Source organism: Asticcacaulis solisilvae, from assembly GCF_052327315.1.
Lineage (GTDB): Bacteria > Pseudomonadota > Alphaproteobacteria > Caulobacterales > Caulobacteraceae > Asticcacaulis > Asticcacaulis solisilvae_B.
The window spans coordinates 62,102-79,201 of record NZ_CP166197.1; the positions used below are offsets into that span (position 1 = coordinate 62,102).

Consider the following 17,100-nt stretch of genomic DNA (forward strand, 5'->3'; position numbering starts at 1 on the left):
CGCCGCCATCGGCTATTTCAGCGTCTCGTCCTGGTAGATGGCCGTCCTTGGTGCGGGCGACGACGACGACACCGCGCCGCGATACATGCCGAGATCGTTGATGGCGAAGCTGGGCTTGCCCTGGGCGTCCATGGCGATCAGCCCGCCGTCGCCGCCGATGGCGCCGACCGACATGATGGTGTCGTAGGCCGCCTTGTCGATGTCCTCATGGTTCCAGCGCACGCGGTCGCACACCTGGCGCGCCGCCGAATCGCGGATGAAATATTCGCCCGTCCCAGTCGCCGACACGGCGCAGTCGCCGTCGCGCGCATAGGTGCCCGCGCCGATGACCGGCGAGTCTCCGATGCGGCCCCATTCCTTGCCCGTCAGGCCGCCGGTCGAGGTCGCGGCCGCCAGATGGCCATCGGCATCGAGCGCGACCGCGCCGACCGTGCCGTACATGTGGGTCGGATCGAGCGCGGCGTGCTGGTCCTTGCGCCACTCTTCCAGCATCTTTTCGCGCTCCGGCGTGTGGAAGTAGGACGGGTCGACCTGGGTCAGGCCCTGCGCGCGGGCAAAGGCGTCCGCCCCGTCGCCGGCCAGGAAGACGTGTCGCGAATGCTCCATGACGGCGCGCGCCGCCAGGATCGGGTTCTTCGTCGTGGTCAGGGCCGCGACCGCGCCGGCGCGCTGCGTGCCCCCGTCCATGATGGCGGCGTCGAGATAGACCTTGCCGTCGGCGGCGATGGCCGCGCCCTTGCCGGCGTTGAACAGGGGGTTGTCTTCCAGCACCTCTATGGCGGCCTCGTCGGCGTCGAGCGCCGATCCGCCCTTTTCCAGCACGGCCTGGCCGGCAGCCAGCGCCTGGTTCAGCGCACCGCGATAGGCGGCGTCGCGTTCCGGCGTCAGGTCGCCGCGGTCGATGACGCCGGCGCCGCCGTGGATGGCCAGCGACCACGTCATGCGCTGCTTGAGCGCGCCACCCGACGCGTCATAGGTGCGCGTGAAGGCCGGGCGATCGACGGTTTGCGTGACGATGTTGAACTGCGAACCGGCGTTGAGCCCGATGACCTTCACGCCGCTTTCTTCCAGCGGCTTACCGGCTTCCAGCGTTTTCACCGTGCCCGGCAGGACCAGCCAGGCATGCTTTTTCGGGTCGGTGGCGTAGAAGCGCGCCGTGCCGTCGGCCTCGACCGTCATGGCCGAGGCCTCGTCGATACCGAGGCCGGCCAGCTTCGTCGCCGGTGACAGCGTCGAGGTCTTGGCGACGAAGGCGACCAGCCGCCCCAGTCGCCCGCGGACGTCGAAATGGCTGTCGGTAAAGACGTGCGCCAGTTGCGGCGAATGCAGGAAGTCGCCTTCGACCGTCACCGCCTTGCCCAGCGGGTCCTTGAGCGCTTCGTCGGACGTGATGCTGCCGCCGTCCATGGCGCCGTACAGCCAGCTGCCCTGCACGGCCAGGCCCGCGCTGGTGCCGCCTATAGGCTTATTGGCCGCGACGGCGGCATCGATGGCGTCGTTCAGCGGCGTGCCGCGCCACATGCGCACATAGTTCGACTGGTCGCCGCCGGCGATGAAGATGGCGTCGGCATGTTTAACCGCGTCGACGAGCCTCGGGTCGGACGCGGCGCGGCGAGCGGTGAACAGGAAGGTACGCACCGACGCCAGGCCCTTGACCTGGTTATAGAATTCGTCCTGCGACTCCGTGGTGCCCGATGCCCGCAGCACCACCAGGTGGCCGTGGCCGGCATGGGCGGTGAACCAGCGGAAGGCGTCGTAATTCCAGTCGCCGCCGCCCGACAGCAAAAAGCCGCCCTTCACCGGATCTGGCGTGGGCGTGGTCTCGTCGCCAATGACGAAGGTGCGGTAGCCCGGTCCGCCCTTCCAGTCTCCGGCGGCATGAGCCGCCACGGGCGCAAGCAGGGCGGCCGCGATGAGCAGGGTCGACAGGGATGCGCGCATGGAAATTTTCCTCGACAGGAGAGCGGTAATATCTTGCGTGGGCAAAAAGACACAGCCGCCGGGATTGTGACGAAAACTTGACGCAAGGCGAGGCCTTTCGTTTGAATTTGCCGCCACTTTGTGATCACAATTCACCAAAATTGATTCAATTTGGCAAGCGCTCAAAGCAATTTGTCGCTCACGCCGCGAATTCTATTTCAGCCCGCGTACCAGCCCCCCGTGCCATCAAGGAGTTGCGCAATGAAACCTTATGCATTTCGCCGTCTTTTCAAATTAACCCTGTTGACCGGATGCAGCCTCATCGGCCTGTGCGGCACGGCCCATGCCCAGTCGCAGCCGGCGGCGCCCACGACCGAACAGGCCGACACGCCGGTCGTGACCGTATTGGGATCACGCATTCCACGGTCGCGCAAGGAAGGCCCGGCGCCCGTCACGACGATTACCTCGGAACAGATTCGCGAAGGCGGCTATGCCAGCGTTCCGGACGTCATGCGGACGGTCAGCCAGAATTCCGGCGAAACCCAGTCGCAGCAGTCGGGAGACGCGGCGGACTTTTCGCCCGGCGCCCAGGCTGTCGACCTGCGCGGTCTCGGCCCCAACCATACGCTCGTCATGGTCAATGGCCGCCGCGTCGCCGACTATCCGATGCCGTACAACGGATCGGCCAACTTCACCGATATCTCGAACCTGCCGATCGGCATGATCGAGCGCGTGGAAATCCTGTCGGGTTCGGCCTCGGCCATCTACGGGTCCGACGCCCTGGCCGGCGTCGTCAACTTCAGGCTCAAGGACCATCCGGACGGCTCGACGATCGACTATCGCTACGGCTGGACCGACCATGGCGGCGGCATGTCGCACAAGCTGTCGGGATCGACCGGTTTCGACCTCGGCCGCTTCCATGGCGTCGTCGGCGGTGAAATCCTCAAGCAGGACCCGATCTACGGCTACCAGCGCAAGCGCCAGGACTCGACGCTCGATGCCCCGGCCGATTCCGGATATCAGGTGCCGGTCACCAACTGGCAGCGGCTCGACCAGGACCTCTATTACGCCAACGACGCCACGCAGGCGCAGTGCGCCCTGACCACGGGCACCAACGGCGGCACCACCCATTACGCGGTCGACGACTATTACGGTGACGGCGATACGATTGCCGGCGCCTATTGCGGCAGCGAAAGCGCCGTCGGCTACCGGACCATCCAGTCGCGGCACGACGCCATCAACCTGGTCGGGTCCTTTACCTTCGATCTCAGCGACACGACGCACCTGTTCACCGACATCCAGTTCGGCCGCTCGAAGGTCGAGCTGCTCAAGCGCCCGACCTCGTGGAGCTATGAGGACGAGAGCGGCGACGATACCGGCAGCTTCTGGAACAGCCACGACGGCATCGGCGACAACTGGTACCGCATCTTCACGCCGGAGGAGATGGGCGGGCTCGACAAGGCCATGCGCCATGTCGATTCGACGACCCTGACCCTGACCCCCGGCATTCGCGGGACCTTCGGCGCCGACGACAAGTGGAAGTACGAGGCCTCGTTCAACTACAGCCTCTACGATTCCAGGGTCACCTTCCCGCTGATCAACTTCCGCAAGGCCAACGCCCTGTTCCTGGGCGCCCAGCAGGGCGTGGATGACGACACCGGCCTGCCGGTCTTCGACGCCGATCCGACGCGCTTCTATACGCCGCTGACGCCCGCGCAGTATGCGTCGATCGCCGAGGACAGCATCTACAAACCGAAGAGCGCGGTCGGCACCCTGTCGGCCCAGGTCGAGACGGCCAACCTGTTCACCCTGCCGGCCGGTCCCGTCGGCTTCGCCGCCGTCGTCGAGATGGGCCGCCAGGACTACGACCTCGGCACCGATCCCAAGGCGACGACGCCCTACTATTTCAGCTGGATCGACTCTCCGGGCAAGGGCCACCGCACGCACTGGGCGACCGGCGTGGAGTTCAGCATTCCGGTCCTGTCGCAGGTCGAGGCCAGCCTCGCCGGGCGCTACGACCACTTCAACTATGCCGGCCACGATGTCGGTGCCGGCACCTACAATCTCGGCCTCGAATACCGGCCGTTCTCGACCCTGCTGCTGCGCGCCGCCTACGGCACCGGCTTCCGCGCGCCCGACCTCAACTATGTCTACAAGGGCGTGGGCTATGTCGAAGGCAGCGATCCCGACTACTATCAATGCCTCAGTGCCGATCCGTCGGCTGATCCCAGCGATTGCGACGATGTGCGCTTCCAGGTCCAGACCAGCGGCTCCAAGGCCCTGCGGCCCGAGACCAGCCGGTCGTTCAACACCGGCATCGTCTGGTCGCCGTCGCGCGCCTTCGACATCTCGATCGACTACTTCAAGATCGACATGGCGGGTGAGGTCGAAGACCTGGACGTCGATCCGATCCTGCGCGACGAGGCCGAATGCCGCCTGGGTACGCAGACCATCAGCAGCCCGACCTGCCAGGACGCCATCGCGCGCGTCGTGCGCAACGGCAGCGGCGACATCCGCTACGTCGTCATCAACCCGATCAACGTCTCAAAGGAAGCGACATCGGGCCTCGACTTGTCCGCCCACGTCCGCATCCCGACGCCGATCGGTCAGGTGTCGCTGACCGGGTCCTATACCCACGCCTTCGACCACACCTATATCCGCTATACCGGCGACGCCGAACTCGACAAGCTGGCCTACGATTCCGACTACTACATCCCGCGCGACAAGGCCTCGTTCAGCGTCAATCTCAAACACAAGGCCTGGACGTTCAATATCGACGGCAACTATACCGGCCGGCTGCCGAACTACGACGAAGACGCGTGGGTCAAGCCCTACATCACCTATAATGCGTCGATCAGCTACGACATCAATGAGAAGCTGCGCATTTCGCTGGCCATCGACAACCTGCTCGATACGGCGCCGCCGCACGACAACACCTGGGTCAGCTATCCCTATTACAATGCCAACTGGTACGATGGCGTCGGCCGGTCGGGCTTCCTGCAACTGACCTATAAGTTCAAGTAGGCAAACTTGGCTTGTCGAGATGGACGGGCGGGATTCGCGTTTTCGCTTGAAGTAGTGTGACTTGCGATAACGACGCGCTTCCCCCTTCCGTCTGGCCCGGCTTGGCGCCGATCCAGCCACCTTCCCCGTTTACGGGGAAGGTGGCGCGAGCGGAGCGAGTGACGGATGGGGGGAGGCCGTCTTTGCCGTCAGCGCCACTTCATACGGCTACAAGCCGGCCTTTTTTCTGGCGGAGACGGTCAGCGAACCGTCGCTATAGACGATCTTGCCGCCGACCATGGTCATCAGCACCCGGGTGCCGGCAATGTCGGTCGCCGGGACCTGGAACAGGTTGCGGTCGAGCACGATCAGGTCGGCGTACTTTCCGGCTTCGAGCGAACCGGTGACTGTGTCCTGATGCAGGCTGTAGGCGGCGTCGAGCGTCATGGCGCGGATGGCGTCGGCGACGCTTAGGCCGGGATCGATACCCAGCCGGCCGGGATATTTCTGCGCGTCCTCGCCGACCGCGGAGCGCGTCACGGCGACCTGCATGGCCAGCCATTCGTCAAGCGGGTCGACCGGCCAGTCGCTGCCGAAGACGATACGCGCGCCATAGAGTTTCAGGAACCCTGCCGGTTCCATCAACGCCCACCGTATGGGGCCGAGATAGCCGGAATTGGCGGCGTTCAGGTCGACCGCCGGCTTTTCCCACTGGAAAGACAGGACGGGCAGGGCGTGAAGCTCGGCAAAGCGGTGGAAGTCCTCGGGCGCCACGATCTCGTCGTGCGCCACGGCGGGCCGGATATCCTCGCCCGGATGGACCTTGCGCATGGCCTCTATGGCATTGAGCGCCTCCCGCACCGCGCCGTCACTGTCGGCGTGCATGTGGGCATCGAGCCCCGCCGCCGCCAGCTTGATCAGCGTCGTGTCGAGCTGTTCCTGGGTGAAGTAGGGCCTGACGCCGTGGTTCGTGCCGGGGCGCCAGTCGGGCTTTTCAGCCGTGCCGCGATTTTCGAAATAAGGATCGATCATGATGCCGGTCAAGGACGGCGCGCCATAGACGCCGTCGAGGAACAGCTTTGCTGTCCGCAGCTGCATCGACGGAGCCGGTGACAGCGGGCCCTGGTCGAACTGCGCCTTCTCGCGCAGGACCTCGGCGATCGCGCTGTCCGGATCGTAGTTCGGCACGGAGTCGATCAACACGGCAAAATGGGCGCGCGCCGTAAGGGAGCCCTCGGCCTGGACCTTGCGGTAGGTGGTCAGGGTGTCGATGTCGGTATAGGCGTCGAGGAAGGTGGTGATGCCCTGCGCCCGCATGACCGCCAGCGCCTTCTGCGTCGCCTGGTAGTTCTTCTCGAGCGAAGGCTGCGGCATCAGGTTGGTGACGAGGTCCTTGGCGGCGTCTTCGAGCAGGCCAGTGGGGCTGCCGTCGGCGAAACGCACGATGACGCCGTCCTTGGGGTCGGGCGTATCGCGTGTGATATGCGCCAGGCTGAGCGCCCGGGCATTGACCAGGTCGGTGTGGCCGTACGACGAATGGACGCGGATCGGCCGCGTGGTCCTGACACCGTCGAGCGCGGTGTGGTCGAGCACCGTGCCGGCCGGCTGCATGTTCTGCTCGAACCAGTTGATGACGTTCAGCCAGTCGTCGGGGCCGGCCTTGGTGTCGGCGTCGACGCAGGCCTGGATCCTGGCCTGGAACTGCGCCACCGTCAGCGCTTCGTAATTCAGATTGCAGTCGAGCATGCGCAGGCCGCCCGATTGCGGGTGCATGTGACCGTCGATCAGTCCGGCCATGACCATGCGGCCCTTGAGGTCGATGACGAGGGTTTTGCGGCCTATAGCGGTTTTGGCGCCGACATTGGCGCCGACATAGGTGATGACGCCGCCGCGTAACGCCAGGGCCTCGGCGACCGTGCCGTTTGCGTCACCCGTATAGATGGTGCCGTTGACGAAGACGGTATCCGCCCGCCGGTCCTTTGCCTCGGCGGATGAGCCGATGGCCAGGCAGGCCGATATCAAAAGGGCGACCATCGATTTCACGGCAAGCCTCCACGACCGGCACAATGCCGACAAGAGGTATGCGGATTTAATCGTGGCGTCTATGTCCTATGGGAAGCCGGGGGAGATCAGTTCACCCAGCCGCCGTCGATGATGTGCGGCTGGCCGGTGGTGAAGCTCGACTCGTCCGAACCGAGATAGACGGCCAGCGCCGCCAGTTCGTCGGTCTTGCCGAAGCGGCCCATGGCCTGGCGGGCGGTGAATTCGCCATAGGCCTTGTCGAAGTCGCCCGTGTCGCGCAGGCGTTGCAGCAGCGACGGCGTCTCGACCGTGCCCGGGCAGATGGCGTTGCAGCGGATGCCCTTCGTTACGAAGTCCGCCGCCACCGATTTGGTCAGGCCGATGACGGCCGCCTTGGTGGCGCAGTAGGCGAAGCGGTTGGGAATGCCCTTGATCGAAGAGGCGATCGACGACATGTTGATGATCGAGCTTTGCTGGCCTGTCGCCTCGTGGTGTTTCAACATTCCGGGAAGAAACGCGCGGATCGTGCGGTACATGGCCGTGACGTTCAGTCCGATGGAGAAATTCCACGCATCTTCGTCGCAGTCCAGAATCGTGCCCGCATGCACCGTGCCGGCGCAGTTGTAGAGCACGGTTACTTCCGGAAATTCAGAAGCGATGGCGGCGACCGCGTCCTTGTCGGTGACGTCGAGCCGGCGGGCAATGGCGCCTTCGATCGAGGCAACCGCCTCTTCGTTGATGTCTGCAGCTATGACCGTGGCGCCTTCGCGCAGGTACGCCTCCGCCGTGGCGCGGCCGATACCTTGCCCGGCCGCCGTGATCAGGGCGGTTTTTCCCTTCAGTCGCATATCGATCTCCGAAATTTAGGCCCGGCGAAGGGGCAGGCAGGCCGGACCCGTCGGATCGAAGGCCTTGTAGGTCAGAATGAATTCCTGGTGGCCCATGGCCTCGGACAGGCTTTGCCCGCCTTCGGCGACCTTGAGCACCAGGGCCGTGATTTCCTCGCCGACCTCGTCGAGCGTGGCGCGGCCTTCCATGATGCGGCCGGCGTCGATATCCATGTCGCCGCTCAGACGGCGATAGGTCTCGGGGTTGGCGCACACCTTGATGACGGGCGAGATGGCCGAGCCGACGACGCTGCCACGGCCGGTGGTGAACAGCGTCACGTGCGCCCCGCAGGCGATCAGTTCGATGATTTCCGCATTATCGGAAATGTTCGGGAAGCCGAAGCGCGGTTCGCCGTCCGGCACGACGTCGAGCAGGTACAGCCCGCCGGTCGGCGGCAGGTCGCCCGGTTTCAGGATGCCCTTGATGGGCGCCGATCCCGACTTGGAATAGGCGCCCATCGACTTTTCTTCCTGGGTGGTCAGCCCGCCCTCGGCATTGCCGGGGGCAAACGAGCCGAAGCCCATGACGGTGTAATAGGCCTCGGCCTTTTGTACGCAGGCTTCGAGTTCCGCGCCCAGTTCCGGGGTGATGGCGCGCGACGCCATGATCTTCTCGCAGCCGACCAGCTCGCCGGTCTCTTCGAAAATGCACGCTGCCCCCGCCGCGCCCAGCGCGTCGAAGCAGCGGCCGACCGCCGGATTGGCGGTGATGCCGGACGTGCCGTCCGAACCGCCGCAGATCGTGCCGATGACCAGCTCCGACACGTGCATGTCGCCGCGCGGGGTTTTGTCTGCGTCGGCGCGGATGCGCGCGACGGCTTCGGCGCCCTTGCGGATGGTCTCGGCCGTGCCGCCCTCGTTCTGGATGACGAAGGTCTCGACGCTGCGCCCGGACGCGCGGATGTGCGCCGCCAGGGCCTCGCGGTTGAAGCTTTCGCAGCCCAGCGACACCAGGACGACGCCGCCGATATTGGGGTGGGTGCACAGGGCCTGCATCATGGTCAGCGCGTAGGCGTTCGGGTAGCAACCCGGGAAGCCGATCAGGTGGACGTCGTCGCGGCCGGATTGCTGTACGATACGGCGCGCCACGTGGTGGGCGCATTCGACCAGATAGGCGACGGCGACGATGTTGCGGATGCCTTTGCGGCCGTCGCTGCGCAGCCACGCCGGGAAGGTGTGGGTGCCAAGATCGGGCAGGCGGGAAGCAGGATGCGCGCTATCCATGGCCGGTGGCCTCGCGGGTGTGGCTCTTGATGTAATCGCTTTTCATATTGTGCATGTGGACATGGTCGCCGCGCGAAGCCTGCGCGATCATCGAACCGATCGGCGCGCCGTACTTGACGATCTTGTCGCCGGCATTGAGCGCGGTGCGCGCGATCTTGTGGCCGACCTCGATCGTTTTCGGCAGGGCGACTGCGTCGCCATCGATGATGACGCTGAGGCCGGCTTCCGCGCGGGCGCGGCAGACCAGGACGTTGTCGTCGGGATGCAGAAGGATAAACGGAGACATGGTCATGCGACGGCCTCCGGCACGACGGCGTCGGCGCGCAGCAAGCCTTGCGATTTCAGGTCGTCCCACAGTTCGGGCGGGATAACCGTGGCGAACAGGCTGGCATTGGCCGCGACCTCCGCCGGCGACGCCATGCCGGCGACGACGCGCGTCACGGCGGGGTGGGCCAGGGGGAATTGCAGGGCGGCGGCGGGAATCGACACGCCATGCGCTTCGCACACGGTCTTCAGAGCCTTGACCTTGGCGCGGATCGCCTCGGGCGCCGGGCTGTAATTATAGGCGTCGCCGCCCGTGAGAATCCCGGAATTGAACGGCCCGGCCGCCAGCACCGAAACCTTGCGGCGCACGCACAGCGGCAGGAAGCTGTCGAGCGCCGTCTGTTCCAGCAGCGTATAGCGCCCGGCCAGCAGCACGACGTCGAGGTCGGCGTGCGCCAGGATCTCTTCGCAGATCTGCCACTCGTTGACACCCAGGCCGATGGTATCGATTACGCCCTGGTCTTTCAGCGCGCGCATGGCGCGGTAGCCGCCGTCGAGGAAGTCTTTCAGGTGGCGCGCGTGGTCGTCGCCATGGGTGACGCGGCCGATATCGTGGGCCAGCAGCACGCTGACACGCGCGCCTTTCAGGCGCTTCCGGCTGTCCTCGAACGCCGCCATGACGCCGTCGTAGCTATAGTCGAATTCGGGCTCGAACGGATCGCCATCGACAAAGCCGTGGCGCTCGGTGCCGGGGACCGGGGCATCGATAGGGACAAGGCGCCGGCCGACCTTGGTCGACAGGATAAAGGGCTTGCCAGACGCCAGAAGCGCGTCGGCCACCCGGCGTTCGCTCAGGCCCTGGCCGTAATGCGGCGCCGTGTCGAAGTGGGTGATGCCGGCATCGAGCGCCGCCGCGACCGTGGCGTGCGCCGTCTCATCATCGATGGCGCGGTAAAGGTTGCCCAGGCTCGCTGTCCCAAAGCCCAGCTGACCCCGCAAATGCGTGGCGTTCTTAACAGCGGAATCGGGCGGCGGTGAGGTCATCATGAAAAAGTTCTTATATATAAAATCTATAGTTCGTGCAAAGCCTTGGATGGCTTTTTTATTGGCAATCTATCCGCCCAGTGCGCGGCTGAGTGCTTCGGCGGCGGCCTTGAGGTGGGCCAGGGTCTCGTCCATGCCCGCGCTCTCGCTCGACTGGATGAAGGGCATGGTCAGCGCCGCCACGACGGCGACGTCGTTGCGGATCGGGCAGGAGATGTCGGTGATGCCTTCGGCATAGCCGCTCTTCGCCGCGACATAGCCCTTGGCCACCGTGTCGGCCGCGCGCGTTTCGAAGGCTGACCATTCGTCGGGCGCCAGGGCCGGGCGCAGGGTTTCGCTCCATTTGCGGCGTACGTCGGGCTTCTGGAAGGCGTAGATGACCAGGCCCGAGGTCGAGCGGCAGAGGTGGCGCTGATAGCCGACGCGGACCGAAAAGCCGAGGTCGCCGGGCGCCTCGACGCGCGCCACCACAACCATGCGGTCGTCCGACGCGATGGCCAGGTGGCAGGCCTGGCGCGTCTCTTCGCTCAACTGCTGCATGATCGGCAGAGCGTTGAGCAGCAGGTTCTGGTTGGGGCCGCGCGACAGGCCGAGCGAGAACAGCTTGTTGGTCAGCTCGAAGCCTTCGGCGCGCGTCGAGGCCGCCACGTAACCGCGCGCCTCAAGCACCTGGACCATGCGGAACAGCTCGCTGACCGAGCGGTCGAGCCGGGCCGAGATTTGCGACAAGGTCAGGGGCGTGCGGGCCGACGCCAGCAGTTCCAGGACATCGAGGCCTTTTTCCAGCGCCGGCGCGCGGTATTTCCCCGCCTTGTCATTAAGCGCCTTGTCGGAAGCCTTTTCGGTGGAAGCGGTATCTGCGGACATGGTGTTTCTCAAGAAGAGTCGAAATCAGGGGAGAGCGTAGACGCGTCGGGCTGTCTTGCCCAGGACGGCGGTATGGATATCGGCTGTTTTGCCGCCGAGCCACGCCTTTGTCCAGTCGAGCCAGGCGCCGTAGGGCCGGCGCAGCAGGACGACCGGCCAGTCCGAGCCCCACATCAGGCGCTCGGCTCCGAAGACCGACAAGACGTGATCGGCGACAGGCGTTGCATCCTCGGGGTTTTGACCGGCTCGCATTTCAGTGAACAGGCCGGACAGCTTGCACGTGACATTGGCGTTGTCGGCGACCCGCGCGATGGCTTCGCGCCATCCCTGAAGGTCGTCCGATGCGATCGGCGGCTTGGCGCAGTGGTCGATAATGATCGGCAGGTCCGGAAAGGTTTTCGCCAGCCGGTCGATCGCCGCCAGATGGCGTGTGAACACGAGCGCATCGAAGCGCAGACCAAGCTTGAGAAGCGCTTCCAGTCCCGGCCTGACGGCATCGCTTAAAATCCATTGGTCGTCGGCCAGGCCCTGCAACATCGGCCGGATGCCTTTGAGTCTGGGCCGCTTCGCCAGGGTCGCCAGCCGCTGAGGCGCGTCCGGCGCGGCCAGGTCGGCCCAGCCGACCACGCCCTGGATGAGCGGCGAGCCGTCGGCGATATCGAGCATCCAGTCGGTGTCGGCATCCGATGGCTGCGATTGCACCAGCACGGTGGCGTCGACCCCTGCCGCGCCCGCTTCGGCCACAAGATCGGCCGTGACGAAGTCGCGGTGGATGGCGGGCAGATCGGACGTCGGCCACTCATGGCCGTTTTGACCGATCCGCCACAGATGCTGGTGCGAATCGACAATCAATGGCCACCAACCGGGAGCGCTACGCCGCCGTCTTCAGCCGTCTTCTTGCTGAGCAATCCATAGAGCGCGATGACCACGAAGCACACGACCGGCACGAAGATGGCCGTCCTGATGCTTTCCAGGTCGGCGATCCAGCCCATGGCATTGGTCAGCACGAAGCCGCCGACAATGCTCATGACCAGGAAGGACGAGCCGGTCTTGGTCAGCGGGCCCAGGCCGCGCACCGAAGTCGCGAAGATGGTCGGGAACATGATCGACATGAAGAAGGACGCGGCAACCATGCAGTAGAGGCCGTTCTGCCCGCCCATCGTGGCCGCCACCGCCGTCAGGGCGATATTGATCAGGGCGAAGACGCCCAGCACGCGGCTGGCCGGCAGGAAGCGCAGCAGCGCCGTGCCGACGACGCGGCCAATCCAGAACAGGACCAGCGAGGCGAAGACGTAGTCGGCCGCAGCCTTGTCGGTCAGGCCGATCTCGGCCTGGGCGTACTTGATGGTGTAGCTCCACACGCCGACCTGCGCGCCGACATAGAAGAACTGCGCCAGCACGCCGACCAGGAAATGGCCATGCCTGAACAGGCCGCCGATGGCCTGGAAGGCGCCCAGTTTCGCATCGTCGGCCGCGTGGACGTCGGTGGTCGCGGCCTTGGGGAACTTGCTGAAGGCGACCAGCACGGCCCAGGCGATGATGACGCAGCCGATTATAAGGTAAGGCACCTGCACGGCCTTGGCTTCGCGCACGAAGTCGGCGGTCGAGTTCAGCTTTTCGATGCCCGACAGGATGAAGGTCTTGCCGACCCAGATGCCGACGAGCGAGCCCAGCGGGTTGAAGGACTGCGCCAGGTTGAGGCGAAAGGCGGCGCGCTTCGGGTCGCCCAGGATCGTCATCAGCGGATTGGCCGAGGTTTCCAGGAAGGCCAGGCCGGACGCGATGACGAACAGCGCGCCCAGGAACCAGGCGTATTTGCGGATTTCGGCGGCCGGGAAGAACAGGAAGGCGCCGGTCGCGAACAGGATCAGGCCGGTGACGACAGCGGCCTTGTAGCCGAACTTCCGCATCAGGAAGCCGGCCGGCAAGGCCATGATGAAATAGCCCATATAGAAGGCCGACTGGACCAGCGACGATTCGAAGTTCGTCAGCGAAAACGCCTTCTTGAACTGCGGGATCAGGATGTCGTTGAGGTTGTTGGCCATGCCCCAGAAAAAGAACAGGGCCGTGATCAGGATAACCGGCCACAGGCCAGACTTTTCGCCCGCCGATGAGTTCGATGACGCCATATCCGTTTGTCTCCTCGCGCGGCCGTTTCACCGCTTTTGCCAGGGAGGACATCACATATGAACAGGGTCGTCAAATATGAAATTTACTCGACCGGGGAATTGTGAAAAACTGTTGCTCAAAACGGAGGAAACATGCCTGCACCGCTGATCTACTGCCTCGACCTGAAGGACGACCCCGAAACGATCGCCGGCTACCGCAAATGGCACGCGCCGGGCGCCGTGCCCGCAGCCATCAACCGCTCGATTCGCGACGCCGGAATCGAAGCGCTGGAAATCTTCCTGGCGGGCAACCGGCTGGTCATGCTGCTGACGCCGGGACCGGATTTCGATTCGGTGAAGAAGGCCGAAGCCGACGCGGCAAGCGCCGACGTCCAGGCGTGGGAAAAGCTGATGTGGGATTTCCAACAGGCCTTGCCGTTCGCAAAGCCCGGCCAGAAGTGGGTCGGGATGGAGAAGATCTACGCCCTGTCGGAGCAGCCTTAAACCGAGGCAGCATAAGGACTTGGTACGTCTACATCGACGACCATATCGCATTTTTATGCCCGCGCCCAGCATTGTAACTGTGCATGAACAGGTCGCGGTTAGGAGGCGGCCGCGCAACCTTACGATGCGGACATATGGACGATCTGAAAAGCAAAACGATCAAGACCGGCATAGCGGAGCTGGATGATATTTTGGGCGGGGGACTGCGGGCGAACCGGGTCTACCTGCTGCACGGCAAGCCCGGCTCCGGCAAGACCACCCTGTCGCTGCAGTTCCTGCTGGAAGGCGTCAAGGTGGGCGAAAAAGTCCTTTACGTAACCCTGTCCGAAACCCGCCAGGAGCTGATCTCGGCCGCTGCCTCGCACGGCTTCAGCCTCGACGGCGTCGAGATCGTCGAGTTGATCGCAGAGGACAGCGATCTCGATCCCGACAGTCAGTACACCATGTACCAGCCTTCGGAAATCGAGCTGACCGTCACGGCCAAGGCGATCATGGATGCGATCGAGACATTCAATCCGTCGCGCGTCATTATCGACTCGCTGTCGGAGATCAAGCTGATCGCGCAAAGCGCGTTGCGCTTCCGCCGCCAGACCCTGGCGCTCAAGCAGTTCTTCACCGGCCGCGACTGCACCGTCTTCTTCCTCGACGACAAGACGTCCGGCGACGACGACCTGCAGGTCGAAAGCATCGCCCACGGCGTCATCAGCCTGGAGCAGCTGTCGCCCGAATACGGCGCCGAGCGCCGCAGGCTGAAGATTTCCAAGTTCCGCGGCCAGAAGTACCGCGGCGGTTATCACGATTTCACCATTATCCGCGGGGGGCTTGAGGTCTATCCGCGCATCGTCGCCGCCGAGCACAAGAGCGATGTCGAAGCCGACATCGTCACAAGCGGCATAGGCGAGGTCGATGCCTTGCTGGGCGGCGGCCTCGACCGCGGCACCAGCACGCTTCTGCTGGGCCCCGCCGGGGTCGGCAAGTCGTCCCTGTCCTTCCAGTACGTCGTCGAGGCGGCGCGCAAGGGTGAGCGCAGCATCATCTTCTCGTTCGACGAACGCCTCGACACCATGCTGCGGCGCGCCGACGGCATCGGCATCGGCCTGCGCGGCGGCCTGGACGCGGGGCTGATCGATATCCGCACGGTCGATCCGGCCGAACTGTCGCCGGGCGAATTCGGCCATCGCCTCAGGCAGGCGGTCGAAGGCAGCGACGGCCAGCGGAGGGCCAGGATCGTCGTCATCGACAGCTTGAACGGCTATCTCAACGCCATGCCGGAAGAACGCTTCCTGACAGTGCAACTGCACGAGCTTTTGACCTATCTCGGCCACCTCGGCGTCACGACCTTCCTGGTGGTCGCGCAGTTCGGCCTGCTCGGCAACGCCATGATGTCGTCGATCGACACCAGCTACCTGGCGGACAACGTCATCCTGTTCCGCTATTTCGAATCCGAAGGCGCGGTCAAGCAACTGATCTCGGTGGTCAAGAAGCGCAGCGGCAGGCACGAGCGGACCTTGCGCGAATTCTCGATCGGCGACACCGGTTTTGCGATCGGCCAGCCGTTGTCGAACTTCCAGGGCGTGCTGACCGGCACGCCGTACAAGGTCGACCTGGCAAGCCAATGACAGACGCCGCGGAGACGTACGAACGCCGTGTCCTCATCCTGCCGCCGACCCGCAAGGACGGCGACATGACGGTGCGTCTCCTGCGCAGCAACGGCATTGTCTGCGAAATCTGCGATTCGCTTCCGCAGGTGTGCCGCGAACTGGAGGCGGGCGCCGGCGCCGTCCTGTTGTCGCAGGAACATGTCCTGTCCGGCGGCGGCGCAAACCTGCGCGACGTGCTGCGCCGCCAGCCGCAGTGGTCGGACGTCGCCGTCATCCTGTTGACGCCGCCGGGCCCCGATACGGCCACGACGATCGACCGCCTGGCCGAGATCGGCCATATGACGCTGATCAAGCGGCCGGTGCAACTGGCGAACTTTGTCACCACGATCCGCTCGGCCCTGCGCGACCGCGAACGGCAGTACGGCATCCGCGACTACCTCGCGGAACGCAACCGCCAGGCCGAGGCGCTGAAGGAAGCGGTCGAGCGCGCCAATGCCGGCAACCAGGCCAAGAGCGAATTCCTGGCCAATGTCAGCCATGAGATCCGCACGCCGATGAACGCCATCATCGGCCTGTCGCACATCCTTGCGCGCAGTTCGCCGCTGAGCGCCAACCAGAAGAAGTATATCGACACCCTGCAGACCAGCGGCGAAAGCCTGCTGATGCTGATCAACGACCTGCTCGATGTCGCCAAGATCGAGGCCGGCGGCATCGAGATCGAGACCATTCCCTTTCAGCTCGACCGGCTGCTGACGGAAGTCGCGTCGATGCTGTCGGTCAAGGCGTCGGAAAAAACCCTGGTCCTGTCGGTCGATGCCGTGGACGTCGCCGGGCGCTGGTTCGCCGGCGATCCGACGAGGTTGCGCCAGATCGTCACCAACCTCGCCAGCAACGCCGTCAAGTTTACCCAGGCGGGCAGCGTGTTGATCCGCGCCCGCCGCGACGGCGACGGTATCGTCGTGGCGGTCAAGGACACAGGCGTCGGCATCGACGCCGGCAAAATCAACCGCATCTTCCAGAAGTTTACCCAGGCCGACAGCACGATTACGCGGCAGTACGGCGGGACGGGCCTTGGGCTCGCTATCTGCAAGGGGCTGACCGAGTTGATGGGCGGCGCGATCGTCGCCGAAAGCCGGGCGGGCGAGGGCGCGACCTTTACCGTCACCCTGCCTTGGGTCGAGGTGCCGGGGCCCGACGGGAAGGCCGGTTCCGTGCCCGAAAGCGTTATCGAACCGCGGGCGCATCTTGGCTGCCTGCTGCTGGCCGAGGACCACGCGCCCAATGTCCTGGTGGCGCGGACCTTCGCCGAGATGTTCGGCTATACGGTCGATGTCGCGGAAGACGGCCGCCAGGCGGTCGGCATGTGGCGCACGGGACGCTACGTGCTGATACTGATGGACGTGCAGATGCCGACCATGGACGGTCTGCAGGCGACGCGCGCCATCCGCGACTATGAGCGGGGCCACGGGCTTAAGCGCATCCCGATCATCGGCATGACGGCGCACGCGCTCGACGGCGCGCGCGACCGCTGCATCGAAGCCGGCATGGACGACTATATCTCGAAGCCGTTCTCGCCGGGCGACCTGCAGGCGAAGATCACCCGGTTGCTCAATGCGCCGGGCGGGATTAGCGTCGACGCCTGAATCGCGGGAAAGA

Annotated in this window: 13 protein-coding genes; 4 read left to right on the forward strand and 9 right to left on the reverse strand. The window is 64.8% G+C overall.

Annotated elements, in window-relative coordinates; genetic code table 11:
* Positions 1–12 precede the first annotated feature (12 nt).
* Positions 13–1,941: an isoaspartyl peptidase/L-asparaginase gene (locus tag AB8717_RS19665; RefSeq protein ID WP_443751219.1), complete on the reverse strand. Its 1,929-nt coding sequence runs from the start codon at positions 1,939–1,941 to the stop codon at positions 13–15.
* 282 nt (positions 1,942–2,223) lie between these two features.
* Here AB8717_RS19665 and AB8717_RS19670 point away from each other — a divergent pair, with 282 nt between their 5' ends.
* Positions 2,224–4,944 carry a TonB-dependent receptor domain-containing protein gene (locus tag AB8717_RS19670; RefSeq protein WP_443751220.1) on the forward strand — a complete coding sequence of 907 codons (2,721 nt, stop codon included), beginning with the start codon at positions 2,224–2,226 and terminating at the stop codon, positions 4,942–4,944.
* Between the two features lie 207 nt (positions 4,945–5,151).
* Here the strand turns inward: AB8717_RS19670 and AB8717_RS19675 are convergent, their stop codons facing one another.
* The 8 genes from AB8717_RS19675 to fucP all read right to left on the reverse strand — a co-directional run bounded on the left by AB8717_RS19675 (position 5,152) and on the right by fucP (position 13,360).
* Positions 5,152–6,957, reverse strand: coding sequence for an amidohydrolase (locus AB8717_RS19675; RefSeq protein WP_443751416.1), 1,806 nt, complete (start codon positions 6,955–6,957; stop codon positions 5,152–5,154).
* A gap of 95 nt (positions 6,958–7,052) precedes the next feature.
* Complete coding sequence (locus tag AB8717_RS19680) at positions 7,053–7,793, reverse strand: SDR family oxidoreductase (protein ID WP_443751221.1); 741 nt, start codon at positions 7,791–7,793, stop codon at positions 7,053–7,055.
* Between the two features lie 15 nt (positions 7,794–7,808).
* A complete protein-coding gene (locus AB8717_RS19685) occupies positions 7,809–9,056 on the reverse strand; it encodes a UxaA family hydrolase (protein WP_443751222.1) in 1,248 nt (415 codons plus the stop codon).
* A complete protein-coding gene (locus tag AB8717_RS19690; protein ID WP_443751223.1) occupies positions 9,049–9,348 on the reverse strand; it encodes a UxaA family hydrolase in 300 nt (99 codons plus the stop codon). The genes AB8717_RS19685 and AB8717_RS19690 overlap by 8 nt, the downstream gene beginning before the upstream one ends.
* The gene (locus tag AB8717_RS19695) at positions 9,345–10,367 is read right to left on the reverse strand and encodes an aldo/keto reductase (protein WP_443751224.1); all 1,023 of its coding nucleotides are present in this window, start codon (positions 10,365–10,367) and stop codon (positions 9,345–9,347) included. Before AB8717_RS19695 ends, AB8717_RS19690 begins: the two co-directional genes overlap by 4 nt.
* Positions 10,368–10,433: 66 nt before the next feature.
* Positions 10,434–11,231: an IclR family transcriptional regulator gene (locus AB8717_RS19700; protein WP_443751225.1), complete on the reverse strand. Its 798-nt coding sequence runs from the start codon at positions 11,229–11,231 to the stop codon at positions 10,434–10,436.
* Positions 11,232–11,255: 24 nt separating this feature from the next.
* Positions 11,256–12,083 (reverse strand): amidohydrolase family protein, encoded by an 828-nt coding sequence (locus tag AB8717_RS19705; protein ID WP_443751226.1) that lies wholly within the window; start codon positions 12,081–12,083, stop codon positions 11,256–11,258.
* Positions 12,080–13,360, reverse strand: coding sequence for an L-fucose:H+ symporter permease (fucP, locus tag AB8717_RS19710; protein ID WP_443751227.1), 1,281 nt, complete (start codon positions 13,358–13,360; stop codon positions 12,080–12,082). The genes AB8717_RS19705 and fucP overlap by 4 nt, the downstream gene beginning before the upstream one ends.
* Positions 13,361–13,492: 132 nt before the next feature.
* Here fucP and AB8717_RS19715 point away from each other — a divergent pair, with 132 nt between their 5' ends.
* The 3 genes from AB8717_RS19715 (at position 13,493) to AB8717_RS19725 (ending at position 17,087) form a co-directional block, all read left to right on the forward strand.
* Positions 13,493–13,843 carry an L-rhamnose mutarotase gene (locus tag AB8717_RS19715; RefSeq protein ID WP_443751228.1) on the forward strand — a complete coding sequence of 117 codons (351 nt, stop codon included), beginning with the start codon at positions 13,493–13,495 and terminating at the stop codon, positions 13,841–13,843.
* Positions 13,844–13,977: 134 nt separating this feature from the next.
* On the forward strand, positions 13,978–15,462 hold the full coding sequence (locus tag AB8717_RS19720; protein WP_443751229.1) for an ATPase domain-containing protein: 1,485 nt from the start codon (positions 13,978–13,980) through the stop codon (positions 15,460–15,462).
* Positions 15,459–17,087, forward strand: a complete 1,629-nt coding sequence (locus AB8717_RS19725) for an ATP-binding protein (RefSeq protein WP_443751230.1) — start codon at positions 15,459–15,461, stop codon at positions 17,085–17,087. Before AB8717_RS19720 ends, AB8717_RS19725 begins: the two co-directional genes overlap by 4 nt.
* Positions 17,088–17,100 lie beyond the last annotated feature (13 nt).

Coding starts and splice junctions, on each gene's coding strand:
- AB8717_RS19690 (WP_443751223.1), bottom strand. CDS start 9,348: ATGACCATGTCTCCGTTTATCCTTCTGCATCCCGACGACAACGTCCTG.
- AB8717_RS19700 (WP_443751225.1), bottom strand. CDS start 11,231: ATGTCCGCAGATACCGCTTCCACCGAAAAGGCTTCCGACAAGGCGCTT.
- AB8717_RS19680 (WP_443751221.1), bottom strand. CDS start 7,793: ATGCGACTGAAGGGAAAAACCGCCCTGATCACGGCGGCCGGGCAAGGT.
- AB8717_RS19685 (WP_443751222.1), bottom strand. CDS start 9,056: ATGGATAGCGCGCATCCTGCTTCCCGCCTGCCCGATCTTGGCACCCAC.
- AB8717_RS19720 (WP_443751229.1), top strand. CDS start 13,978: ATGGACGATCTGAAAAGCAAAACGATCAAGACCGGCATAGCGGAGCTG.
- AB8717_RS19725 (WP_443751230.1), top strand. CDS start 15,459: ATGACAGACGCCGCGGAGACGTACGAACGCCGTGTCCTCATCCTGCCG.
- AB8717_RS19675 (WP_443751416.1), bottom strand. CDS start 6,957: ATGGTCGCCCTTTTGATATCGGCCTGCCTGGCCATCGGCTCATCCGCC.
- AB8717_RS19665 (WP_443751219.1), bottom strand. CDS start 1,941: ATGCGCGCATCCCTGTCGACCCTGCTCATCGCGGCCGCCCTGCTTGCG.
- fucP (WP_443751227.1), bottom strand. CDS start 13,360: ATGGCGTCATCGAACTCATCGGCGGGCGAAAAGTCTGGCCTGTGGCCG.
- AB8717_RS19715 (WP_443751228.1), top strand. CDS start 13,493: ATGCCTGCACCGCTGATCTACTGCCTCGACCTGAAGGACGACCCCGAA.
- AB8717_RS19695 (WP_443751224.1), bottom strand. CDS start 10,367: ATGATGACCTCACCGCCGCCCGATTCCGCTGTTAAGAACGCCACGCAT.